At 37.1% G+C, this 25,065-nt stretch carries 25 protein-coding genes and 2 pseudogenes; 3 read left to right on the forward strand and 24 right to left on the reverse strand.

The genetic code is table 11. The features are described 5' to 3' along the window. Position 1: 1 nt before the first annotated feature. The 7 genes from AC25Y5_RS07065 to AC25Y5_RS07095 form a co-directional block, all read right to left on the reverse strand. Positions 2–895: a DUF6744 family protein gene (locus AC25Y5_RS07065; RefSeq protein WP_488139697.1), complete on the reverse strand. Its 894-nt coding sequence runs from the start codon at positions 893–895 to the stop codon at positions 2–4. Between the two features lie 489 nt (positions 896–1,384). Beyond that, positions 1,385–1,723 carry a YolD-like family protein gene (locus AC25Y5_RS07070; protein WP_488139698.1) on the reverse strand — a complete coding sequence of 113 codons (339 nt, stop codon included), beginning with the start codon at positions 1,721–1,723 and terminating at the stop codon, positions 1,385–1,387. Between the two features lies 1 nt (position 1,724). Beyond that, positions 1,725–1,988, reverse strand: a complete 264-nt coding sequence (locus tag AC25Y5_RS07075; RefSeq protein WP_488139699.1) for a YolD-like family protein — start codon at positions 1,986–1,988, stop codon at positions 1,725–1,727. 5 nt (positions 1,989–1,993) lie between these two features. Next, positions 1,994–2,368, reverse strand: coding sequence for a YhjD family protein (locus AC25Y5_RS07080; RefSeq protein WP_488139700.1), 375 nt, complete (start codon positions 2,366–2,368; stop codon positions 1,994–1,996). Positions 2,369–2,371: 3 nt separating this feature from the next. Next, complete coding sequence (locus AC25Y5_RS07085) at positions 2,372–2,593, reverse strand: transcriptional regulator (RefSeq protein ID WP_488139701.1); 222 nt, start codon at positions 2,591–2,593, stop codon at positions 2,372–2,374. Positions 2,594–2,896: 303 nt separating this feature from the next. Continuing rightward, a complete protein-coding gene (locus AC25Y5_RS07090) occupies positions 2,897–4,039 on the reverse strand; it encodes a hypothetical protein (protein WP_488139702.1) in 1,143 nt (380 codons plus the stop codon). A 164-nt stretch (positions 4,040–4,203) separates the two neighbouring features. After that, entirely contained in the window at positions 4,204–4,479 is a 276-nt protein-coding gene (locus AC25Y5_RS07095) for a hypothetical protein (protein WP_488139703.1), read from the reverse strand. Positions 4,480–4,617: 138 nt separating this feature from the next. Between AC25Y5_RS07095 and AC25Y5_RS07100 the strand changes: the two genes are divergently transcribed. Both AC25Y5_RS07100 and AC25Y5_RS07105 read left to right on the forward strand, forming a co-directional pair. After that, complete coding sequence (locus AC25Y5_RS07100) at positions 4,618–5,196, forward strand: Ku protein (protein ID WP_488139704.1); 579 nt, start codon at positions 4,618–4,620, stop codon at positions 5,194–5,196. Next, a complete protein-coding gene (locus AC25Y5_RS07105) occupies positions 5,193–5,957 on the forward strand; it encodes an ATP-dependent DNA ligase (protein WP_488139705.1) in 765 nt (254 codons plus the stop codon). Before AC25Y5_RS07100 ends, AC25Y5_RS07105 begins: the two co-directional genes overlap by 4 nt. Before the next feature lie 174 nt (positions 5,958–6,131). Here AC25Y5_RS07105 and AC25Y5_RS07110 read toward each other — a convergent pair whose 3' ends face one another. The 6 genes from AC25Y5_RS07110 to AC25Y5_RS07135 all read right to left on the reverse strand — a co-directional run bounded on the left by AC25Y5_RS07110 (position 6,132) and on the right by AC25Y5_RS07135 (position 11,697). Further along, on the reverse strand, positions 6,132–7,118 hold the full coding sequence (locus AC25Y5_RS07110; protein WP_488139831.1) for an acrylyl-CoA reductase family protein: 987 nt from the start codon (positions 7,116–7,118) through the stop codon (positions 6,132–6,134). A gap of 1 nt (position 7,119) precedes the next feature. Further along, entirely contained in the window at positions 7,120–7,575 is a 456-nt protein-coding gene (locus AC25Y5_RS07115) for a PaaI family thioesterase (protein WP_419961749.1), read from the reverse strand. 112 nt (positions 7,576–7,687) lie between these two features. Further along, positions 7,688–8,536 (reverse strand): alpha/beta fold hydrolase, encoded by an 849-nt coding sequence (locus AC25Y5_RS07120; protein WP_488139706.1) that lies wholly within the window; start codon positions 8,534–8,536, stop codon positions 7,688–7,690. Between the two features lie 87 nt (positions 8,537–8,623). Then, the gene (locus AC25Y5_RS07125; RefSeq protein ID WP_488139707.1) at positions 8,624–9,205 is read right to left on the reverse strand and encodes a TetR/AcrR family transcriptional regulator; all 582 of its coding nucleotides are present in this window, start codon (positions 9,203–9,205) and stop codon (positions 8,624–8,626) included. A 300-nt stretch (positions 9,206–9,505) separates the two neighbouring features. After that, a complete protein-coding gene (locus AC25Y5_RS07130; RefSeq protein ID WP_488139708.1) occupies positions 9,506–10,090 on the reverse strand; it encodes a recombinase family protein in 585 nt (194 codons plus the stop codon). 242 nt (positions 10,091–10,332) lie between these two features. Then, the gene (locus AC25Y5_RS07135) at positions 10,333–11,697 is read right to left on the reverse strand and encodes an MFS transporter (protein WP_488139709.1); all 1,365 of its coding nucleotides are present in this window, start codon (positions 11,695–11,697) and stop codon (positions 10,333–10,335) included. A 284-nt stretch (positions 11,698–11,981) separates the two neighbouring features. Between AC25Y5_RS07135 and AC25Y5_RS07140 the strand changes: the two are divergent. Beyond that, positions 11,982–12,482 (forward strand): annotated as a pseudogene (locus AC25Y5_RS07140) (zinc-binding dehydrogenase); the annotation flags it as partial. On the opposite strand, the pseudogene AC25Y5_RS07145 reads toward AC25Y5_RS07140, so the two are convergent. The 11 genes and pseudogenes from AC25Y5_RS07145 to AC25Y5_RS07195 all read right to left on the reverse strand — a co-directional run. After that, a pseudogene (locus tag AC25Y5_RS07145) lies at positions 12,482–12,689 on the reverse strand (alcohol dehydrogenase catalytic domain-containing protein); the annotation flags it as partial. The pseudogenes AC25Y5_RS07140 and AC25Y5_RS07145 sit on opposite strands and share 1 nt — an antisense overlap. A 1,407-nt stretch (positions 12,690–14,096) precedes the next feature. Then, positions 14,097–15,527: an aldehyde dehydrogenase family protein gene (locus AC25Y5_RS07150; protein WP_488139710.1), complete on the reverse strand. Its 1,431-nt coding sequence runs from the start codon at positions 15,525–15,527 to the stop codon at positions 14,097–14,099. After that, complete coding sequence (locus AC25Y5_RS07155) at positions 15,527–16,558, reverse strand: NADP-dependent oxidoreductase (protein WP_488139711.1); 1,032 nt, start codon at positions 16,556–16,558, stop codon at positions 15,527–15,529. Before AC25Y5_RS07155 ends, AC25Y5_RS07150 begins: the two co-directional genes overlap by 1 nt. Before the next feature lie 47 nt (positions 16,559–16,605). Continuing rightward, positions 16,606–17,580, reverse strand: coding sequence for an NAD(P)H-quinone oxidoreductase (locus AC25Y5_RS07160; RefSeq protein ID WP_488139712.1), 975 nt, complete (start codon positions 17,578–17,580; stop codon positions 16,606–16,608). A gap of 33 nt (positions 17,581–17,613) precedes the next feature. After that, positions 17,614–19,374 carry a thiamine pyrophosphate-binding protein gene (locus AC25Y5_RS07165; protein ID WP_488139713.1) on the reverse strand — a complete coding sequence of 587 codons (1,761 nt, stop codon included), beginning with the start codon at positions 19,372–19,374 and terminating at the stop codon, positions 17,614–17,616. Between the two features lie 19 nt (positions 19,375–19,393). Then, the gene (locus tag AC25Y5_RS07170) at positions 19,394–20,164 is read right to left on the reverse strand and encodes an IclR family transcriptional regulator (protein ID WP_488139714.1); all 771 of its coding nucleotides are present in this window, start codon (positions 20,162–20,164) and stop codon (positions 19,394–19,396) included. Positions 20,165–20,198: 34 nt separating this feature from the next. Continuing rightward, complete coding sequence (locus AC25Y5_RS07175) at positions 20,199–20,696, reverse strand: TRAP transporter small permease (protein WP_488139715.1); 498 nt, start codon at positions 20,694–20,696, stop codon at positions 20,199–20,201. Positions 20,697–20,719: 23 nt separating this feature from the next. Continuing rightward, positions 20,720–22,033: a TRAP transporter large permease gene (locus AC25Y5_RS07180; protein WP_488139716.1), complete on the reverse strand. Its 1,314-nt coding sequence runs from the start codon at positions 22,031–22,033 to the stop codon at positions 20,720–20,722. 39 nt (positions 22,034–22,072) lie between these two features. Further along, the gene (locus AC25Y5_RS07185) at positions 22,073–23,212 is read right to left on the reverse strand and encodes a TRAP transporter substrate-binding protein (RefSeq protein WP_488139717.1); all 1,140 of its coding nucleotides are present in this window, start codon (positions 23,210–23,212) and stop codon (positions 22,073–22,075) included. 14 nt (positions 23,213–23,226) lie between these two features. After that, positions 23,227–24,237, reverse strand: coding sequence for a zinc-dependent alcohol dehydrogenase (locus AC25Y5_RS07190; RefSeq protein ID WP_488139718.1), 1,011 nt, complete (start codon positions 24,235–24,237; stop codon positions 23,227–23,229). A gap of 20 nt (positions 24,238–24,257) precedes the next feature. Next, positions 24,258–25,058 (reverse strand): SDR family NAD(P)-dependent oxidoreductase, encoded by an 801-nt coding sequence (locus tag AC25Y5_RS07195; protein WP_488139719.1) that lies wholly within the window; start codon positions 25,056–25,058, stop codon positions 24,258–24,260. Positions 25,059–25,065: the final 7 nt, after the last annotated feature.

The raw sequence follows: 25,065 nt of genomic DNA on the forward strand, positions 1-25,065 counted from the left end.
TTTAGAGATCCGCAACCATTTTTGAAACTGCAGCACGAATTGTCATAATTTTATTTTCTAGCGTTCCTGCTTCACTAGCGATAATGCCTTTGTAATTTTGATAGTTCGCAATTACAGACTTAGCATTTTCGATAATCTCTTTCACTTGCCCCTTTTTTAACATTGAACTCGATTTACAATCATTTAAAATAGATTCTAAATGGTCATTTAGCTTCGTGTTCACCATTTGTCGGTTATCGAATGTATTAACAACGGGTATCTTGAACCCCTCACTGTTCTCAAGAGAGGACGTGAAGCTTACAAGCTGATTCAACCCTTTCGTATGTGAATCTGGGACAAAGTAAATTCCCCCGTTTTGACGTACTGGTGTGGGTGCTAAAGACTGTAAGATTTTATTAACCATTACTCTTATTTGCTGGGCAGAATAATGGTTAATATAAATATTAAAATTTCGTTCCGCTTCATAGCACAGCTCTTTTGCAATTTCGTTCTCCGTTATAAATGTTAGAGAACTATTGTGCTTATCTAGCGTGATTACTCCCGCTCTACTGCTGTAATCAAGACGTTTACCAGCCTGATCTACCGTCTCCACTACAATGTTCCGCTGCACGTGGCTCTTGTCCGAGAACACTTCGCGAATAAGATAGTTCTCGAATACTCCAGCGTGCCCAGTAGATTTTCTAGCCTCTATCTCTTTAGTACTTCTTCGAAATGCATCGGCTGGACGAATCGCGTTCGGCATCCATTCAACAGGCAATCCCGACTGAATAAGTGCTCGCTCCAAATCATCCATTTTGATTAATTGCTTACCAACCGAGAACCACATTAAATGCCCTAGAATACCGTCTTGTTGCTTGTTTTGGACAGCCGTCATATTATCAAGATTAATCGACATACCTAACAACCCTTTCTATTTTTGTATTTTAAATAAATAAAAAAACGCATTTATACCTAGCGATTGCTAAGTAAATACGTTTTAAAATAACCCTATTTTCATATTTCAATAGATCCTCTTCCATCTCCCTTCAATAACTTTTTGAATGCAAAAAACCGACATCTCCTGAATAGGAAAATCGGTTTTAATATAGTTCACGCTATATGCGTAAGTATCACTTTTGATATGCAATGTAATTTATTGACGTGTAACACGTCTGCCTAACTTTTCCTATAAATTAGGAATATAAAGGCTGAACATTTATGCCGAGTCTCTTTTCGTAAATGCAAAAAGTGTAACGACTTTCACTAGTGGAAGCAGTGACTTAATAATTTAAAGAATATACATATAGACTAACAAAACCGTTTGCCCATCGCAAACTTGTGGAAAATCATTATTGCCTAATGTGAATAAAAGACCAACCACTGAACAGGATTGATCATTTTAATTTTATTCCTCACATTGCACCCCGATGATATCCGAAACCAGAATTTTGTACGTCCCAAATGGGTCGTCAAATATAATACACTCATTCCGCGAATCAATTCCTTCTATTACACCGCCCATTGCATTGACTTTTCCATCCTTCCAAGTCTTTACGAGCGTTTGGCATTTGCGTTTATACGCTACTTCGATTTCTTCCTGGATAGATTGTAAATCCCAATCATTGAGTTCTGGTCGCTCTTCGTAATGGTCCTTATCCAACCAATTTCTCAATGCAACTATATGCTCTGGTAGCATCATAGCAGTCCATTTCTTTGTGCCGCGATCACGAATGTTTTCTAACATTTCAATTCACGCTCGCAATATTATTCATGTTGATTTTTATGGTTTCGTGGCCCACTTGCAGCGATAATTTACCTTGTTGGCCATCAACTTCTTTAACGATTCCTGTAACTGATTCATACCTCTTTTGAGCATATATAGTAACTTCAACCTCTACGCCGAATTCCTTTGATTCACCGATTCTCTCGCTAATTTCAAGAAAGTCGGTTTCTGTTAGTTTCGGGCCTGCCACAACCTTTGATTTTGGTGGTTTCGGAATTGGTGTCATTTTTATCATCCTTTCAGAATTGGGATATTTACTTTGGCAAAGTACACACTTATTAATTCTTCAGTTCGATTGCGCAGCCTGACATTTAAATAACGACGAAGATCTTCGTATCCGCCGTGGACAAATACATACTCGGTGAATGAGCCATCTTTCCCCTTCTTAATTACCTTCATATTTTTTCTTCGTGCATACATATTTGTTTCTTTTAATTCGGCCCGTACGGCCTTTAGCGCACTTTCAACGATATTGATATAAGGTCCTTTTAATTTGAATGAGCTTATTTCAATCACTTGCCGGTCTCTCTCTAAAATGCTTATAATCATCGGTAAATAAATCATATTCTCGAAATGTGGTATTGCTTCTCCCGGGATTAACGCCACGACTTAAATCACCAGACTTTCTTTCGTTATGACGGGAACAAGTGCCAGCACGTTGTCAATTGTAAAAGTACGCTTGGATTTACGTAAGAAACAGTATGCACGGAATGACACCTCGCCGACCTGTAGGACTTTGATTCTTCGTTTGCTGATTGAGCCACCTTTCGCGATGTACATCATATCCAGAAGTTCACCATGGACCTCTGACTTCGTTAACTGATTACGCACACTTGTTCCCTCCTTTTCAATCAGTATACGGAATGCACGTTCGTATTGCAACCAAATAAAAAAAGCACTCGTGAGAGATACTTTTTATTTTTTAACTTTTGTATTGATAAACACACATCTTATGTGAGAATATATAATAAGATGGATAAAGGAGTGATATTATGATTAGAATGTTCCAAGTCTTATACGGCTATTCTCTGATCATATCACTATTTTATTTATTCTATATTTTATTACAGTCTGTTCTCGACATTGGAATTCCAGCACCTATTTATGTTACACTTACTATACTAACCTTTTTAATTATTCGGGTTCGCCCACATCCAGAGAATTCCCGCTATCCATTCTCTTTTTGTGTCCAAGGGTTTTCCCGGCAATAAATGCAGAGATTTTTAGTTCTTGAGATAACTCATGAGCCATCGTCTCTGCTTTTTCTATTTCTGTTACTTCTTTAGTTGGCAGTTCTATCACTAATTCAATTTCTCTTTTTTTATTCTCTACATCAATTTTTTTGAGATCGTTGTCTAATTGCATATTTTCGTTTTCGATTTTCATTCTTTCTCTTTCTAATTTCCCGCTTCCGAAAAAGTATGGAACTACTCCTTGAATTTCAACACCACCAAGCTTGAATTTCCCTAAAATTGCGCCTGAAAGAAGTACAGTAATGGAGACCACCTTAGGTAAATTTGCAATTTCAGATAATATTTCGATATAACCTGGACTTTGGACATTTGATTTCACAATTATCTCTGTGGAATCTTCTTTTATTTCTTCAATGACGCTATATAACTTTAACCATTCAGTTGATGTAACACCTTGCTTTTTGTCAACTTTCAAAGCACCATAGCAATGACCATTTTTGATATAAATCGGAGCCAATAGTTTATCGATATATTCGTCGTGTTCCTCTAAAGAGAGTATTGATTGATGGGTAGATAGAATCCAGTACATTTTTTCTGAAATATCCCTTCTGGGAACTTCTTTAACCCAATGCACTTCTCTTCTTTTTAGATATGGACATTTAGCATAATGTTCAGGGATACCAATTTCTTCTTCTGTAATCTGATATGGCTTTCCGGTAACTATACCGACAATGAAGTTTAGAGATCTGTGTGATGGCACAAGGATGATATCATTTTCTTTGATATCATCAAGAAACTTCATTGTTCTAGACGCTGAGTGCGCGATTTGCTGGTTATTCCATTTTTCATAAGTATCATTATATAAACTTTTGTAACCTTCAATTGTGTGCCCGATGTCACTATTCAATTGAGGGAAATCTGAAATAGATTCCAAGGTCACTTCATTGTCAGATACAGCTATGAAGTTATTTAACATAAAATCATTATAGTATTTCCCGCCATCAGCTCTAACCAACCAGTATTTTGTTTCCGCCGGAATCTCTAATATTTTTCCTTCTTTTAGAAAATCATATGTCGAATTCACTAACGATATTCCCCCTTTTTTCTAATAGTATACCAATCTATTTCAAAATACACACCAAACAAAACATTTCGACATAAAAAAGCGACCTACCCACAATCTAATCTGTGGACGGGTCGCATTTTACGCGTTCGTATTGCATACAAATAAAAAGTCCAATTGGCCTTTTAATGAACAAGATTCTCGTATTCTTTGTTTAGTTCTCTTGTCGCTATTCTTCTAGCAAATTCTTTACTTTTTGATGAGCCTTTTACCAGTATATCCCGGAATGGTGCTTCACCTTCGTCACATAAATTGAGATATACGTCATAACGATCCTCGTACTCCAAAATCACATAATCTAACACATCGCCATAGTCATTAATCGTAAAGCCGTTGTCGTGACCTATGGCATCAGTAGCAAAAGATTCATCGTCAAATAACTCTTCAAGTTTAGATTTCAATTCATCATCCTCCTAGTTATCTGATTATTCGACAATTCAATTGGAAACCCTTTAATTTTCAGGCAAATAAAAAAAGCGGTCCATCCACTATGTATTAGAATTTATCGCAATGGTGATAATAACCATGAGGTGATTTAAGTGCATACAGTGTGGAAAGGTGCAATATCGTTCGGTCTTGTAACAATTCCGGTTAAATTACACGCTGCCACGGAAGACAAAGGAATTAAGTTAAGACAGATTCATGATAAATGCAAGAAGCCGATTAAACAGGAAAAGGTATGTCCTATATGTAATGAGGACGTGGATTCGAAAGCATATGCATTACTACGAGAAGCAATCGCAAAGTCGAAGAAGATTGGAATAGCGAAAATCACCATACGTTCTAAAGAAAGGCTTGCAGCAGTACGTGTTCTCAATGACCATCTAGTTTTAGAGACGTTACATTTCCCGGACGAGGTACGTTCCACAATTGACCTTCCACAGATTACTAACGTCAAATTAACAGCGAAAGAAAAGGAAATTGCCCTGTCATTGATCGAACAATTAACAGCAGAATTTGAACCTACCAAATATCACGACGAGTATCGTGAACGCCTTGAAAAACTAATCGAGAGTAAAATACCTAAGAATGCAGAACAGCCATCGAATGTTATTAATCTAATGGATGCTATGGAGAAAAGCATTGCATCAATCAAGGAACAAAAGAAGCGGGCATGAAGTTAGTTAAACCCATGCTCCTTGGCTATCAAGAGGACGTTAGTTCAGAGGATGGTTGGTTATACGAGCCTAAGTTTGATGGTATTCGTCTGCTAGTAGGTAATGATCATTCATATACTCGTCATGGAACAATAACCACCAGTCGCTTCCCTGAACTAATTTTCGGTGGTCAAGAGGCTTTAATAGACGGTGAGTTAATAGCGCCCGGCACCAATGCCCCGGATGACTTCGCAGGATCTATGTCTCGATTCAGTGGGAATAAAGAGCAACCTATCTCGTTAATGGCATTTGACATTCTTTCATACAAAAACAAATCAGTCATTCAATACTCACTCGAAGAAAGAAAAGATTTATTAAACGAGTGTTTAGCTGGTATTGATTCGCCTTACATCAATTTAATTTCCTACGTTTACACCGAAGGGAAAGCACTTTTTGACCTGATGAAAGAAAACAGTATGGAAGGTATGGTTGCAAAGCGATTGGGGACACCTTACATTCCTGGCACGCGTTCAGATAATTGGAGAAAAATCATTAACTGGAGTTATCATGATGTGATTGTTTCGAAGGTTACACTTGGACCGCTTACAGTACAGTTACAAAGCATAGAAGGCGTTTATTTAGGGAGCGTTGCGATTGGATTTACGAAGGATATCAGAGAAAAGCTTCTATTAGGGATTCCTCCATTCAAAACTAAAGTTAAATCACGAGGTTGGACGAGCGGAGGTAAATTAAGGTTGCCGCAAATTGTTGAGATTAAATGAAAAATGCGACTGTCCATTTAGGATACGTCGCCTTTTTGATGTTCTATTGCAGCAAGGAAAAAGACCGTCAATAAACGATCTCCTTTTGTTCAACTAACGCACCTTTCAACGCCTCCATATATGTATCTTTTATTACTTGGTCAGTTCATAAGTTTTTTTGTGAATTGTATCCTTTTATAGTTTAACAAGCGTTCTTCCACGTACTTTTCCTTGCAAAATAGCACCTAATAGTTCTGGCAGTTCTTTTAATGAGACTTCATTGACCATTTCCTCATTTAACGTCGTTGGTTTCAAATCATCGGCTAAACGATTCCAAATTTCTAAACGCTTTTTCATTGGATATTGAACCGAGTCGATGCCAAGCCAATTAACACCTCTTGAGATAGGAGGAAAAACGGTTGTGGAAACCTCCATCCCACCTGTAAAACCACATGTAGCTACAGATCCGCCATACTTCAATGAACTTAGAATGTATTGAAGCGTTTTACCGCCTACTGGGTCGACAGCTCCAGACCATTTTTCTTCACGCATTGGCGCTTGGTCGTTATCTACAATTTCATCACGATGAATGATTTGTTTTGCTCCTAATCCTTTCAAATATTGTTCTTGATTTAATTTGCCCGTACTAGCTACAACATCATAGCCTTTTTTAGCTAAGATATTTACAGCAATACTGCCCACTCCTCCAGTAGCACCTGCTACCAATACAGGTCCATGACTAGGTTCTAATCCATTATCTTCAAGTCTTTGCACTGCTAACGCTGCTGTAAATCCAGCTGTTCCAAGAATCATGGATTCCTTTAAAGATAAACCTTTTGGAAGAGGAACAACCCACTCTGCTGGTACGCGTGCGATTTCACTAAATCCACCAAAATGTCCTGTTCCTAATTCGTAGCTAGTCACTATGACTTCATCACCTGTTGTAAAGCGTTCATCTTTTGAATCAATAACCGTTCCAGCTAAATCGATTCCTGGTACTATAGGGTAGGAGGTTACGAACTTGTTTAGGATGGCTACTGCACCGTCTTTAAAGTTCACACTGGAATATGCTACTCGTATAGTTACTTCCCCTTCTGGAAGATCATCTATACTTAATTGTTTGATTTCTAATTTCGTATCATCATTCATTTTATCTAACACCATTGCTTGAAAACTATTCATTTTATTCACCATATCCTTTCTTTTCTCTTTTTTGTTCAGAATTTCCTTTTAAAATCATACAAGTACTAGTTGAGTGAGCAACAAGACTTTCTTTTTCATCATATATATGACATTCCAGCAATCCCACTGTGGTGCCTTTTTTAATAATTTCCCCTTCAGCTCGAAGTTTCGAATTAAATATAGGTTTAAGGAAATTTAATTTAATTTCCACTGTCGTAAAAACTTCGTCATCAGCAAGCGTACTTGCAAAGGTATATCCCATCGCAGCATCAGCTATATCACAAAGTATCCCACCATGTAGGGTGCCCATCGGATTATGCAATCTTTCAGAAGCTTCCATTTCTATAACAACTCTACCTTCTTTAACTTCTACAACCTTGAAACCAAGTACTTGTGCAACTGGGGGGCCAGGTATTTCACCCGCCATCATGTTCTTTAAGTTTTCTAAGTGATTCATTAACCACACCTCCTAAATAATAAATATTAACTTTTAAGTTTATTTTCAACGATGCAGCTGGGGATATCCATTAGCTCGGTGTAGGAATTTCCTTCATTCCTACTGCCGTGACTTATAGTGATGTGGCATCTAAAAATGAATTCACATTCTCAGCAAATAACTCTGGGAATTGGAATAAGTGTCCGTGACCAGAATCGGGATAAATAATTAATTGGGCATTTGGTAACTTCTCAGATAAGATAAAACTATTTTTTGTTGGTACCATCACATCTTCGATGCCATTCGTCACAAGTGCTGGGTGAGGGATATTTTTCAACCAGTCATAATCTTGATCAGGCTTGGGTTGTGCCCATTTTGCAACAGCATTAAGTTGAGCAGCTTGAACTTGTTCTGAACTTTCAAATTGTTTCTGGCTCATAATTCGTTGCAGAGAATCCATCCCAGCAGATTTACTTGTTTCAGATGATTTGTAGAAGAAGAACATGAAAGCGTCTATGGCATTGTCTACATTTCCTCCACGACGTTCCATTCTTTCAAAAATCACTGGTTCTGGGTTTACCCCTGCTTCTGGAGAAGAACCAGCAATTATAATTCGACGAATAAGGTCTCCTTCTTGTAATGCTAATTCTTGTGCAACCATTCCACCGATTGAAAATCCTAAAAGATCAACTTTATTTAAATCCAGTGCTTTAATGAACGTTGCGGCATCCTGAGCCATTTCACTAATAGTTTCTGGTGTTTGCCCATTTGTTTCCCCCACACCTTTATTATCAAAAAGAATGACTGGTCGTTCTTTCGCGATTGGAGCAACCATATTCGGGTCCCAATTTTCCATTGTCCCTCTAAAATGCACTAAGAAAACAACAGGTGTACCTGTTTCAGCCCCAAATTTTCTGTAAGCAAAACGTGTACCATTCGCCTCTATAAATGTTGATTCTGTCGGTATTGTGAAGTTTGACATATGAATTCTCCTTATTTTTAATTTTGTTTTATCACATTAACATTTTAAGAACGACCGTTCTAGAATTAATAAAGAAAAAAGAAAGCGCTAATCTAACACTTTCAACATTAAATCAAGGATACTTTCAAGTTTCTCTTTTGAATAGTTTGTTTTAACCATGACCCTTAAACCAACAAGGTTATTATGCAGAAATTGGGCAGTAATTTGAGGATTTAGCTCTTCATTCAACTCGCCTTTTTTTAGACCTTCTTCAAGCATTTGCTCGAACATAACCTCTGTATCTTTAAACATTTTTGTCACTATATGTTTAATATCTTGGTCTAGTAAGGATAGCTCTACAGCAGCATTTACTGATAGGCAGCCTGTTGGATAGACGTCTAATTCAGCTGATTGTATAACATAATTAAAAACATCCCGAACAGCTTTCTTTACTGTTGTAGAGTTACTGATAATTCCAGTATATGTTTCGATAACAAACGTTTCATAGTAATTTAAAGAAGCTAAGAACAGTGAGCGTTTATCCCCAAATGTATCATATATACTTCTACGATGAATACCCATATAATCAACCAAATCTTGCATTGATGTTTTTTCATATCCTTGCTTCCAGAAGAGTTCCATCGCTTTTCTAAGGACGACTTTCTCATCAAATTCCTTATTTCTAGACATTTTACTTCCTTCTCCTTAATGGGCAATTTCCTTTAAAAACATTTTAGAACGATCATTCTATAATTAGAGTACACCAATTAAAATGATTAGTAAAGAATCAATTAATTTACTTTTTATTCTACAGAACAGCACCGTTAACGTAAAAAGAAATTTAATCATCTTAACCACAAAGTGTCTGATTACTTTTTCAGTTAACCTGCCCCGTTAGTTGAAGAAGAAAACCGTTCTCCTTTTGATCGTGGTAAAGAACACCTTCGACAATTAAGCAGAACAACCTTTTTTACAAAAAAAGCTCATCTTTTACCTGTTTATATCATATTTGTCTCTGTATCTTCTAAACGTCCTGCGGTTAATACCTGTGATTCGCTCAATATCTTTTTCAGTTTCTCCATCAAGATATAACTTAAAAGCGTGCAGCAGCTTAGGATCGTTTTCTTTATATTTCAGCTTCCCCCCTTTAAACTTCCCTTTCTTTTTAGCGATAGTAATGCCTTGGGCTTGTCTTTCTTTGATGCGCTGTCTATCACTCTCGGCTTGATATTTGTATATTTCAATCATTAGATTATTGATTAGTCGCCTTAAATTAACGTCCTCGATACCTTTCAAAGAAGGAAGGTTAAGGACTTCTAGTGTCGCTCCCTTCTGCTGAATGATATTCATTAGGTCCGTTAAATCTTCGTTGTTTCTTCCTAGTCGATCAAGTTCTGTAACCACGACAATATCGCCTTCTCTGATATAGTTCAGCATGGTTTTTAATTGAGGGCGATCGGTAGACTCTCCACTTATTTTGTCAGTAAATAATTTGGAAACGTCCTCTAACGCTTCAATCTGTCGGTCCAAATTTTGTTCTTTACTACTTACTCTCGCATAACCTACTTTCGCCATAAAATCAGCCCCTTCAATGCACAACTCTGTTGTCACTTTTATATTGTTATTCTACCACGTTTTAACATAATGACAACAAGGTATACTCTGTTGTCATTAAAGGCAGCGAACTACAGATTTATAAAAACAAAAAAAGAAGCTCTAGGCTTCTTTTGATGTCTGCAAGTATATTATATGGAATCACTCCTTCGTATTACATCAAGATGCTATATTAAACTTTCACGGAAGATAAAGGAATTAAGTTAAGACAGATTCATAGCTCTTCGATAATATAAACCATATATTAAAACAGCTATAATTATAACAAAGGAAAAGCAAATATAAATATTTCTATAAATAATTTCTGAAGATAAACTTTCTTGAAGTGCTAATAATAATCCAGACATTGTGACTCCAAGCCCTCCACCGAAAAATTGAATTAATTGGGCGACTCCTATACCAGAACCGATTTGGGTCATTGGCAGGATCCTCGTTACCTCGTTAGAGATACTCGTTGAAAGTGATGTAAAACCAACACTCGCGAACATATATGCCGCAAGTACAAAATAAGGGCTGATGGTAGATAACAATGCGAATAGGATGGTCGCGCCTAATAAAAACAATTGCCCCGAAATAATTATTGGCATATTGCCAAAGCGGTCAATTAATTTCCCTATAAATTGTCCAGCAATCACTGCAATAATAGCTCCTGGAAAAATGATCAATCCTACCTCTATTGGTCCTTGTCTGAATGCAGTTGTAAGCATAATAGGCATTAAAAAAAGATTTGCAAAATTTATAAAAAAAGCTGCACAAGCTATAAACAATAGTTTTGTATACTGCTTATTTCTAAGGAGTATTGGCGGAATAAACGGCTCTTCCATCTTATTAAGATATCTCCATAACACCACAAATAGAACAACTGTCCCTATTAAAATAACATATGAAAATGTGGATAGAAAAAGTAATAAACCTGTAACACCAAGTCCCGTTAGAATTGCACCAAACAGATCGAAGTGTCCTTTTTGAAGAACTTCTTTCGGCAACAGCTTTTGGAAGAATGGAATGGAGAGGACCGAAATGCCGCTGACGACGAAAAGATAATTCCATCCCAAGTATTGAGTAATGACTCCCCCTATTACAGGCCCTAACCCAAATGCCAAAGAAGCAGTAGAAGAAATAATTGCCATCGCTCTTCCACGCCTTGAAAGAGGTATATAGCGCCCAGCCATGATCATTCCCAATCCCATAACTCCACCACCACCGGCAGCCTGAACAATTCGAACTCCTAATAAGAGTACATAATGATTGGAAAAAAAGCCGATAATGGATGCAATTCCTAAAATGCTAATTGCAAAAAATAAAAGCCTAGAGATGGGGATAAAGTCCGACAATCTGCTAAAAGCCAATGATGCAATGGCAAACATGATTGAATAACCGGAAACGAGCCACGACGCTGTTGATGAATTTAAGGAAAAGTCTTTAATTATAGAGGGCAATGCAACATTAAACATTGTTGTGTTCATTACCACCAGCAAGATGGTAAAACTCATAATTAAAATGATCTTTTTCTCTTGAAAGGGCACCTTGCTATCATCTTTGGAAGAAGAAATCGAAATTGAAGTCATTTAATCCCAGCCTTTTTTTAAAATTAGTTGTAAAAAAACAAAATCGCTTTTGGGATGTTTCTCGCTTCTATCATTGGCAGACTAAATATTATTTTATATGGAGCTTTTATTACTTGGTCAGTTCATAAGTTTTTTTTGTGAATTGTATCCTTTTATAGTTTAACAAGCGTTCTTCCACGTACTTTTCCTTGCAAAATAGCACCTAATAGTTCTGGCAGTTCTTTTAATGAGACTTCATTGACCATTTCCTCATTTAACGTCGTTGGTTTCAAATCATCGGCTAAGTTGGACTAACTTCATACCAAGTTCTTCATGATATATTGAGTGTGAAAAACGGTCAAAAAGTTCTCATTCATGCTGGCTCAGGCGGCGGAGGAACTTTTGCTATACAACTAGCAAAAGAAATGGGAGCGTATGTTGCAACAACTTCTAGCGAAGGAATTGAATTAACCAAATCACTTGGAGCAGATAAAATCATTAATTATAAATCTGTGAATTTTGAAGACGTCATAAAAGATTATGACGCAGTAATTGATAGTGTTGGAGGTGAAACATTAGAGAAGTCATTTTTGACAGTAAAAAAAGGGGGTATAATTGTTTCTATCGCTGGAACTCCAAATGATCGTTTCGCAAAAGAAATGGGACTTGGTCTAATTAAGAAAATAATTCTCTCATTAGTCAGTTCAAAAATAACTGGATTGGAAAAAAAGTATGATATAAAATACACCTTTCTTTTTATGAAACATAGTGGGCAACAGTTAGAAATTTTATCAGAACTTTTAAAAGGGATAGAAGCTGCTTCTTCAAAACTAAGGTTGTTTTAAAGCAACATCTGCTTCATGAACAGTTAGATATTCTGTAAATGCACCCATCTTTTCTGAACGAGGACGACCGTAAACTTCATCATCCACATTGAATTTGGTTACCCCTTTACCAACTTCGATAATGGTTCCACTAAAATCGTTACCTAACGTTAAAGGCATGTCGTATTGCGCTCTATAGCCATTGAAGAAGAAGAGTATACTAAAAAAATACAACATTCGGATTATTTGATTGGTCAGGATAAAATCTCCTTCGATCATTATGAAAAAAGTTTAAAAAAGATTGAAAACAAATATGATATTACTTTAGAGAATCTTATTAGAAATAAGAAAAAAGCGTAAGCCTAAGTATTTAACCCCCAATATTTTGAAAATCATTTTCATTTCTTATTCCAAAGCTTTCCACGGCTCCCCATTCTTTTTCATATCACTAATTCACTTGACTTTTCTGCTTTTCAATCTGCGAATGGAAGGCTTGCTCCAGGAATTCGGCGCGGATTCGTTACCTTACTTCTAATAACGAATAGAATCGTAGTTAGATATAAAGTGACAGCATTACTCTCAGTTATGGATGAAGCCCGAGGGTTCCCGTATGCCCTTGTTTAATCGGAGTATCTCTACTCACATATTCCCATTGAATTATTCCTCACCGAATATAGAATACGATTACCGACTGCGTACAGTCCCGATAATCCCACCGCGCTATTAAAGGTAGCGCTCACCAATTCATCAACCACCGAAACAGGAACGGCTTAACGGTTGATATAGCCGAATTTATTGCGTCGGATCGCCTTGAACTTTCCATAAATAACGTAAGCGCTTTGAAAGTATGACGTTTAGGAAAAGAAATCACACACTTCTTAATATTAATGCCTTATAAAGTTGAAGTTCATCTAACATGAATTCAAGATTATCAAACTAGTTTTGATCTACCATCTGGAATATTAGTCCAATAATAAAGGCAATCGCCTCCAACTGTCCCGGGCAGACCCACCTATTTTGCACTATTTGTCGCATAAAAACTCTTCAATTATAGATTCATTTTCTCCAGCATTTCTTTTTTCGTAGGGTTTGTATATAACATCCTCGTATGATTATCCCTCTTGATTAGCCACTTCATGAATGCACGTGCCTTACCTTCGCGGAACCCGTTTATCCCGGAAATTTCATCAATTCTGTAACAGGTTCCCATGGAAGTATTAGCGTTTGTCACAATTAGAAAACACTCTAAATGCCTGACTTGTGATTGGCAAAAGACTTAAAAGACGGCCTATTCTAATAAAGGCATTGTCATAGTGAGATGCAAACGAATCACATTACTTCATCTTTATTGAATGGTCTAAACGATCTAACGTTATTCAATTTTTAGTATTACATTCAGAAATAGCGGGAAGTTGTCTATCTATAAATGATTATGAATGGTCCCCTTCTAAATGTTGGCGTGGTAACTTACATTTTACAAGAAGTGACGCTTTTTTTGTACACATTTTTAGAAATGAAAAAAGGACTGCCCTCAAAGTCATTCTTGATGATTTTTGGGACAGCCCATTTATTCCGTTTTTTTCCTTTGATCCCAGCTTAGCTATTATTCCAAACGACCAATTTCATCTCTGTCATATCCTGAATGGCATATTTAATACCTTCTTTACTATTACCACTTTCCTTAACACCACCATATGGCATTTGATCTACACGATAGGTCGGTATGTCATTAATTATTACTCCTCCAACTTCCAACTTTTCAGCCGTTTGGAAAGCTGTTTGAATATCATTCGTAAAAATTCCAGCTTGAAGACCATAATTTGAATTGTTAATGTGTTGAATACCTTCTTCAATTGATTCTATACGATTTACGAGGACTATTGGCGCAAAAGCCTCTTCACAGCATATTCTTGCTTCGGCTTTAACATTAGATAGAATTGTAGGCATGAATACGTTATTTTCGATTGTGCCTCCTAGTTCAACCACAGCACCTAGGTCTACAGCTTCTTTTACCCATTCTTCTGCACGCGCTTGCTCGTCTTGCGTAATCATCACTGTAATATCTGTCTCTAAATCTAATGGAGAACCAACTTTAAGTTTCTTACTTTCTTCCACAAACTTTTCAAGGAATTTCTCATAGACATCACTCATGACATACGTACGTTGTAATGAAATACATACTTGTCCTTGATTAGAAAATGCTCCATTCACACATCTTTTGGCAACAGTATCAAGATTAACATCTGAATCAACCAGTAATCCAGAATTTGATCCAAGTTCAAGTGCTGTACGTTTTAAACCTGCTTTCTTTTGAATCCCGATACCTACAGAAGGACTTCCTGTAAAGGTGATCATAGCAATTTTATCACTTTCTACTAACACATCCCCTATTACAGCACCACTACCGGTGATTACATGAAATCCACCTTTAGGTAAAGAGGTTTGATCGATTAATTCTGCTAAGAATAAGGCCGATAATGGCGTTTGGGATGCCGGTTTTAACACAATAGGATTTCCAGACGCGATGGCAGGTCCTACTTTGTGTGCTACAAGATTTTGAGGGAAGTTGTAAGGAGTAATAGCCCCGATAACCCCAATTGGTTCTTGTATCGTATATCCGAATCTCCCTTTCCCGTTTTTCGCTGCATCCATGGGAATCATTTCACCTGTCAGGCGTTTGGTTTCTTCAGCTGCAAACTTATACGTTTCGATGGTGCGATCTATTTCTTGCAATGCAAGTTTTAGTGGTTTAGCCGATTCCAATGAGATTATACTGGCTGCTTTTTCTCGATTATTAATTAATAAAGATGTAAGCTCTTCTAGTATTTGTGAGCGTTCTGCTGCAGTTAATTTCCGCATTGTTTCACGAGCTTCATAGGCTTTATCAATTACTTTCTGGACTTCACCAACAGTTAACTGAGGAATTATTGCAATTACTTCATCTGAAAATGGAGAGCGCAACTCTTTATCTTTACTGGCATTTTTCCATTCGCCTGAAGTATAATATTTTTTCTGTAAATTCTTCACTATTCTACCTCTCCCTTTCTTGAAGGCTCACTAACTTTCACAATCATCTTCCCTAAATTTTGACCTTTAAAAAGACCAATGAATGCTGTTGGTGCTTGTTCGAGCCCTTCTATAATAGTTTCATATTGCGTGATTTTCCCCTCGTTAAGCCATTTTGACAATTGACTTCTCACTTGAGAAAAAAGATGGGCATAATCACCAACGATAAACCCTTGCACTTTTATGCTATGCGTAAGGAGATAAGGAAATAATCGTGGACCCACTTCTTTTTCAGAACTGTTATATTGAGAAATCTGTCCACAAAGAACAATTCGAGAATGAAAATTCATTCTTGGTATTACTTCATCACTAATCCAACCACCGACATTATCAAAATAGACATCGACACCATTTGAACAAATTTGAGAAAGTTGAATAGCCAAGTCTTTCGAATCGGAATAAACGATAACTTCGTCAAAATGAAGTTGCTCTATTAATACCTTAGCTTTCTTTTCAGAGCTTGTAATACCGACAACTCGACACCCTAATTGTTTTCCAATTTGTCCAACTGCCATCCCTACTGCGCCAGCCGCACCGCTAATTACAAGTGTTTCATTTTCTTTAATGACACCTATATTTATTAATCCAATATAAGCAGTTAATCCTGGCATTCCAGTTAAATAAAGAGCTGACGTTAAGTGAGAACTATCTAGCTCCACCAATTTAGTCAACTGATCGGTAGGAACCACATTATAATCTGACCAATTTAGCATTCCTGTAATAAAATCACCTTTGGGAAAAGCAGAACTTTTTGAATCAATTACTTCTCCAACTAATCTCCCTGTTAAAGGAACCTGTAATTCAAAGGGAGTAATATATGACTTCTGGTTATTCATTCTGCCACGCATATAAGGGTCTACCGAAAGATAGAGTGTTTTAACTAATACTTCTCCTTCGTTTAATTCTTTTGTTTCTTCAACATGGAGTGAGAAGTTCTCGGATGAAACCATACCTTCGGGTCTTGAATTTAGTTTAATGACGCGATTCTTCAATTGATTTATCTCCTTTCGTCTATTTCAGGATGATAAATCCCCTTTTTTCAATCGATACGAAGAACAATTTTCCCTATATTTCTATTTTCCTCCATGTATTTATAAGCGACATTTACTTCCTTCCACGAATAAACTTGATCAACAATTGTTTTGAATTCTCCTGAGATAAAAAGATCTTGAGCAAATGAATAAAATTCTGTTGTCAGATTTTGTTTTTTCTCAGGAGATTTTGAACGTAATGTTGAACCAATAAAATGAACATTTTTTTGTAGTAATAGTGTCAAATCTACTTCTTGAATCACACTTTGTCCTAGAAGACCAAGCAACACCCAGCGACCACCATAACCAATAACTTGGAGGTTCTTTTTCCAGTATGACGCGCCAACGAAATCGAGTATGGCATTTACTCCGTTTGGACAAATCTCTTGAATACTTAGTGAGAAGTCTTCATCCTTGTAATTAATCGTATAGTCTGCTCCTAATTCTCGGCATTTTGTACACTTTTCGGAGGATCCTGCTGTGACTATAACTGTTGCGCCAAGCTTCTTGGCAATTTGTATTGCCGCTGTTCCGACGCCACTTGCACCTGCATGAATTAATATCGTTTCATTAAGTTGAAGATTCACTAACCATTTCAAATTCATATAAGCGGTTAAATAAGCTTCTGGAATAGAAGCTGCTTCTTCAAAAGTGAAATGTTCAGGAATCTTCATTGCCATTCGCTGATGAATAATAACTTCTTCTGCATATCCTCCACCAGATAGTAAAGAAAAGACACGATCTCCTGGAGCAAAATTCTGTACATTTCCCCCAATTTCTTTGACTATACCTGACATTTCAAGACCCAATACATCTGTTTCACCAGGTGGCGGCGGATAGAGTCCCGCTCTCTGTAACAAATCCGCACGATTTAATGCAGTTGCTTTTATAGAAACACGTATCTCATCTGCATGGATATTGCGTGTTTCTTTATCTACCATTATTAATTCTTTCGATTGCGAATCAGCAATAATACTTTTCATCTCTATCACTCCCAGCGTGATAATTATTAACTCTTACTTGTCTTCAAGAGATGTTGCTAAATTATACATAACTTTTTTATAACTTTCTTTATCAGTAGTTTTTACATCAATAACTGCAGGTTTACCAGTATCGAATGCTCGTTTTAAAACTTCTTGAATTGTATTGGGATCTGTTACTGTGAATCCTGCACATCCCATGGATTCGGCGATTTTTGCAAAGTTTACATCATCAAATTCCGAGGCAATTATATCCTCGCCCTGTGCATTCTTTACCCAACCTAAAACGGAGTTATTTATAATAATGGAAACAACTGGAATTGAGTATTGTACAGCTGTTAATAATCCATTCATTGTCATGGCAAATCCACCATCGCCTGCAATGGCAATCACTTTTTTATCTGGATTTGCAAGTTTCGCTGCTAGAGCTGATGGTAATGCATAGCCCATTCCTCCTGCTGAACCTGGAAGAACCATACTGCCGGGAGATTTTGTCTTAAAGTAATGTACTGTAAATACCCGATTTTCACCCGCATCTAAGGTAATAAGCGTATCTTCATCAATAAAATCATTAAGTTCCTTAAGCAGACGTTGTGGAAGTATGGGTGTTGAGTTAGAATTCATTTCTTCACAATACATATAATTCATTTCTTCTTTTCGTACTCTCAATTTATCGATTCGTTGCTTCGTTTGCTCACTGTCAACTTTTCCTTCTTGTTCAAGTAGGGTTGTTAAATCTGCTAACACGCGCTTTGCGTCCCCGACTAGAGGTACATCGATTGGAAAAGTCCAACTAACATTTTTCGGCTCAATATCGATGTGAATCATGACTTGTCTTTCTGGATCAATTAATTCTTTTGCATGGTTACATGTATCTGTTGGTGCTAATTTAGACCCAACCACAAGGAGTACATCTGCTTCACTTAAGAGTTGGTTTGCCACTGGTTGTCCCCAGTTACCAATAACCCCCACTGCATTAGGATGAACTTCTGCAATTGCACTTTTACCCTGAGCCGTTGTTCCAACAGGAGCCCCTAACTTTTCAGCAAAGTTTACCAATTCATCATACGCATCTGATGCTTTAACACCATTCCCTGCAATAATAAACGGTTTTTTTGCATTTACTAAATGGTGTAGAGCTTCAAGTAATACATCTTTGTCTTCTGTCGCTTTTTTTCCTACAAGATAATGTTTAGTATTATAAATCGTCGGTGCTGAAGTTTCATTAATCTTACCGTTGATAGCAGAACTATGAAAAACAACCGCTGTAGGCCCCATATTCCCTTCTGTAGCATGTTTTATTGCCAATTGTACACTTTGAACAGCTTGTACAGGATGATGAACAGTTGTTACGTATTTTGTAGAAGCTTCTAATACTTTCTTTACATCATAGCCACCATATTCACCGGTCCCTACTTGGTACGAACCTTGATGAGAAAATGGTGCGTTATCTGTCATGTCCGTTAACACTAACATCGGCGAGCTTCCTTGAATTGCTTCAAGTGGCCCCATCATTCCATTCGTGATTGTCCAAGCGCCCTGTGAAGTATAAACACCAGGTTTCCTTGTTAATCTCCCATACGTTTCAGCCATAATACTGGCAATTTGCTCATGACGAACGAGGATTGGCTTCACTGAAGATCCAAGTAATGAATCGTATAGGTGTCCCATATATCCACCAGGCATACCAAAAACATAATCAATCTCTGCTTCTTCTAATACATTGACAACCGCATCCATGGTTTTAGTTTCTTTTGTGATTGTTGGTCTTGTTTTGTCATGTCTATTGAGAATCATTTTTTTTCCACCCTTCTTATTAGATAAGATTTCGACCTATTTTTGATGCACCTTCTTGTAATGCAGTTACGTAATTCATTTTCTTTCCTGAGTCATAAGAACTTTCCGTCATTATCATCGTCAACGTGTTAATAGAATAGCCGGTGGAAGAATTAAATATCGGTACCGAAATTCCCACAATACCCTCAACATGCTCCCCAACTGTAATACAATAACCATCTTTTTTAATTTGTTCCGTTGCTTTCAATAAATCTTCTAGATTTGTAACGGAGTCTTCAGTGAACTTTTGCAAATTAAGTTGAGATAAGTAGGCTGTCTGTTCCTCATTATTAAGTTGTTCTAAAAGATAGGTGAGGTGCGTTTTCCCAGCCGTACCAATAGGCATATTGTAAGTGGATCCTACATCCTCAATCCATTTTAGTGGTTTTGGACTATCTTCTTTCTCAATGATTAATATCTTTTGGTTGTCATGGTAGAGTTCACTCATATAAACTGATTCTTTAAATCGATATGCAATTTCTTGAATGACTGGTTTTGCATAATCACGAATATCTTTGCTAACCATGTTGTAAAGTTGCAAGACTATACCAGTTACCAACTCATACTTTTTATTACTTTTACGCTTTACAAAATTCATTTCTTCCATTGTATTAAGTATGCGGTAAATAGAAGAAATATTGATTTCTAGTAAATCCGCCATTTCTGCGGCTGAAAGTTCTTTTGTTTTTGAAAACAACATAAGTAAATTTAATGTTTTTTCCGTTCCAAGTGATGTATTGTTTTTTTTCAACTTACTTTGTCTCCTTATACTTTATTAAGATCTGTTAGGAACGAACTGCCTCTTTATTTCGAATTGTGCTAATAAAGCGATAAAAAATTAAAAATGTCATCCAGGCAAACCCAATGAACATTAGAATATGGATTGGATACAACGGAAAGTTGATTCCGTTCGTCTTGAAACCCATTTCATTGACCATTGAGTAAATACTAAACTGTAATAAATAATAAGATACAAAACCGAATAGGAGAAACTCGAAAAACGTAATTGTGGATTCAACCACAATCCTTACTCTATTTGAGGTTATTTTTTCGGTAAATGCATCCACACGGGGAAATATTCCACTGAAATAAGAATAGCCCAATGCTGCAAAAACGGTTATAGGCATCAAGTAATTTTCTATGATTTCGTAAGCTGTAGGAATTGAGTAGCTAAATATATAGCGCGTCACTACTCCTGCTGAAATCATTAGCATTAGTCCAATCAAGGCAATACCACTAAGTATACCTAAACCATTATTGACTTTTCTTATGAAACTTTCCATAATTCATCCTCCTTTCGAGTTTCTCATTTCATTGAGTTTGGTAGCCATGTCATTAATTGAGGGAAGATTAAAAGCAAGCCAGTAACAACTATTGTAATAATAATTGCATACACCATGGTATAGCTGAATATCTTATTCGAAGATATCCCTGTCACACCCGAAACGGCGTATGTACTAATCCCAACCGGCGGAGTAATTAATCCAGCAGTTCCTACAACTGAAACTAAAATACCAAATTCCAAAGGCGAATAACCGATACTTTCTACGAGCGGTAAAGTGATCGGAACTAACATGACGATTGCCGCTGCTCCTTCTAAGAACATGAACGCAACAAAGAATATGAACAATAGAATACCCATAATGATGAACGGTTGATCCAATAAAGGTTCTAAGGTTTCAATTACCTGTTGTGGTAATCGAGATAATGTAACAAAGCGTGTAAAGATTGTTGCGCCTACCATGATTAGCATAACCATTGTCGTAATTTTTATCGTTTCACGGATTGAGTTAACGACAAATTCTTTATTTACTTTTCGCAGAACAAATGCTGCGATTAAAGTAATTAAAGCTCCCACTCCACCAGCTTCTGTGGGCGTAAATAATCCTGAATAAATACCACCAAAAATTACAAGCATTATTGCAAGACCTGTAATAATCGATATGACATAATCTTTAGTTTCATATTGTTTTTTTCCACTGTCATGAATTTCTACAGATGGGGCTTTACGAGCTTCTTTATAGTAAACCAAAACAACTATTAGAGACAAAACAATAATTGTAATTACTCCAGGAATAAGAATTCCTATAAAGAGACTACTAATAGATGTTTGGGTAATGGCTCCATATATAATCAATCCAATTGATGGTGGAATTATCGATGCTAATGCACCAGCTGCTGCAGCTATTGACGCAGCAAAATTTTCACTATATCCATGCTTTTTAAGTTCTGGTACTGCAAACTGACCTAAGGCTGCAGCCATAGCAGAGGCTGAACCTGAAACCGCTCCTAAAAAACCACCTAAAATTATCGTGAAAACACCTAAAACGGCTGACTTTCCTCGTGAGACTATGAAAATTAATGAATATAAATACTTAACGATATCAGCATTCACTATAAATTGTGACATCAAAACAAATAAGGGAATGGTCGTCAATGTATAACTTGCGACTGTAGAGAATGTATCTGCTTGAATTAAATTGATTGCTGGTTCAATCCCCACTAAAAGATAAATGCCAATAACCCCTGTGGCAATTAATACAGAACTTATGTTAAGTCCTCCGAAAATCAAAATTATAAAAACGATTATCACAATGAGTAAAGCTAAACCACTATCCATTAATTAACCCCCTTGTGTTCCCTCTGTAAATTCTCCTTTTTAATCCATCGATAATTCTTTGATTTTCGGTGGTACCTCTCCGCCTGCATCAAGAACGGCATCTCTCCAGCGTATCGCAGCTTCTTTAGCCGGATGGCCAGAAGACTCTAAACTTTCAATCCAATCAAGCCATGTTTTCTCAATTGCTACATCTACAGTGTCTTGAATATCTTGAGGTAGATCACTTAATTTATCTACCTTTCCACCATTTTCATAGAAACTATTCATAATCTCTTCTTCCAGTTCTACGTTTACTGCCGCCCATTCCGTATTGATTCCCAAATCAAAAGTCTCTTTCGCAGCGTTCGCAATGATTTCTTGAATATCTTCTGGAAGTTCTTCAAAACGATCAGATGTCATCGTAATAGACGATGGCCAAGAGCCTGCTTCGATTCCATCAATGACATATTTAAACACTTCTTCAAATCCATAACTCTTCCAATCTGTAATCGGCGTAAATCCAGCATCTAACGTTCCTCGATTGAATGCATCAAAGGTTTCATTTATGGAAATCCGTGCTGGAGAAGCGCCTAGGTTACGGGTGAAAGTTTCATGAACACTGCTTGGCACACGTATTTGTAGAGCTTGGAATTCTTTTAATGATTCAATTGGTTCTCCGACTGAACCAATTGTATATGAGCGACCTGAAGCGAAAGGCCATGCGATTAGTTCATGTTCACCGTATACAAGTTCTTGATGAGTTTTACCATTACTATATGGTTCAGTGTTTTCATTAAGTGTGAAAATTGCTTTTGAATAAATTTCTTGATTTGCTTCTTTTAATGGAAGCAGTGGAATTTCAGAAAATGGGAATCGAGCTGTATCATACACGTCATACATTGGCACAGCGATATCGATTGTACCAGCACGTAATGCCTCTAGCTCTTCACCAGCACGAACTAGCGATTCAGAATCATACACTTCAAACTCAACTCGACCATCTGAGTCCTCCTCGACTTTCTCAATAAATGGCATAATCCCGTTTTCCATTAACATGTGCTTAGCCGGTAGATTTGTACCCGCTTTCAGAACAATCTTCTCCCCATCACTCCCACTGGAAGTTCCTCCTTCGGCGGCGGTACAAGCGGAAAGCAATAGAACTGCTAGTGCTAATGATGTAAGTGTTGCATATTTTTTCATAGTATTAACCCCTTTTATTTTTTATTTGGAGAAATGATTGGTTTTAAAACTTTTTGTTGACGAGCATCTGCAAATGCTAAATAACCTTTATTCAGCGGATAAATATCAATCAATGATTTGAACTGTTCTTGATATTTCTCTAAAACTTCCATGGCTTTATCAAAATCTGATCTGACAGCTGCATAACTTGTTAACACGTTAATCTCTTTTCTTACTAAAACATTTATCGGTAACGGTACATCCTTTTCGTATAATGCGACAAGAATCATACATCCACCTTTTTTTATTCGATCAACCGCTCCAACTGTCGCTACTGCAGAGCCTGAACACTCAAAGAGATAATCAAATTCTGGTTGAACAGTTTCAAGAGTTTCGACAATTTCAGTAGAAAGACCAAATTGACTTGCTCGGCTTAAGCGATGTTCCCAGTCCATCTCTAACCCTGATAACGTAACTTGAGCACCAAGTTCTTTAGCTGCAATCGCCGTAAACATACCAATGATTCCACAACCTTGAACCAATACTTTCTTTCCTTTAAGTTTTGAATTAACTCGATTTACCGCATGAATGGCAACGGACATAGGTTCGGTAAGCGCTGCGATATCAAGTGAAAGGGAATGTAGTGATTTAATCAATTGATTTTCTTTTACCACTATGGCCTCAACCATTCCCCCATCCATATGAAGTCCTACTCCAATAATATTTTGACAAATGTTCTCTCTGCCTTGCTGACACTGCTCGCACTCCCCACATAAAATACCAGGGTGCACAATCACTTCTTGATTTAACCAATTCTCAAGTCGAGATGCCCCTACTTTTGTAACAACCCCTGAGAACTCATGCCCCAAAACGATTGGTTTGGGAACAAATTCATAGCCTTTTGCATGATTAGCTGCATGAAGATCACTTCCGCAAATCCCACAATAAGCAACTTTAATTAATACTTCATCTGATTCGAGATCTTTTAATTGGCGTTCTTCAATTTGGAACTCATTTACCTCTTTTGTTTTAACAAGAGCTTTCATAAGGCTAAATCACTCCACTTCTATTGAATTAATCCACCTGTTACCTCTATTACTGTCCCAGTTACATAATCTGACAAATCCGATACCAGGAATTCTATTGCGTTGGCACAATCTTCCGGCGTACCTAATCGCCTTAAGGCGGTTTGATTCGTAAAGTTCTCGACGCCACCTTTTTCGAATTGCTCCATTAAGCGACCTGTTCCGATATAACCAGGTGCAATTGCATTTACTGTGATGTTATAAGGACCTAGATCCTGAGCAAGATATTTTGTATAGGATACTATTGCTGCTTTTGTGGCACCATAATGTGCATAGGTTCCTGTATCATTTGCTTTCAATCCAGCTACAGAAGTGACTGTAATTATTTTCCCATATTTTTTCCTCTTCATTCCTTCACTTACTGCTTTCACACTATAGATTGTTCCGTAAAGATTTCTTTCCATGACTGTCTCAAGCTGGGAGCTGTTAATTTGGGACGCTGCGTTTTCTGAAATTTCTCCAGAACCACCGCCTGCATTTGCGATTAAAATATCAACTTCACCCAGTTCAGCAACAATTTCTTTTATTGCAGATTGCACTTGTTTTTCATTTGATATATCGGCTTCCATACCAAAAGCTTTTACACCTAGACTTTTAATTTCTTCGACAACTGTTTCATGTTGAATAGAAGCCTGTTCTCTTTCAAAGTGCTGATACGATTTCAAATCAATATCAATTACACCAACACTTGCACCCAACTGTGCTAAGCGAAGTGCGTATTCTCTCCCTATACCACGAGCAGCGCCTGTGACAAGTGCTACTTTACCTTCTAATTTTTTCATTTTGAGT

It is taken from the genome of Sporosarcina sp. Y1011 (genome assembly GCF_057669885.1).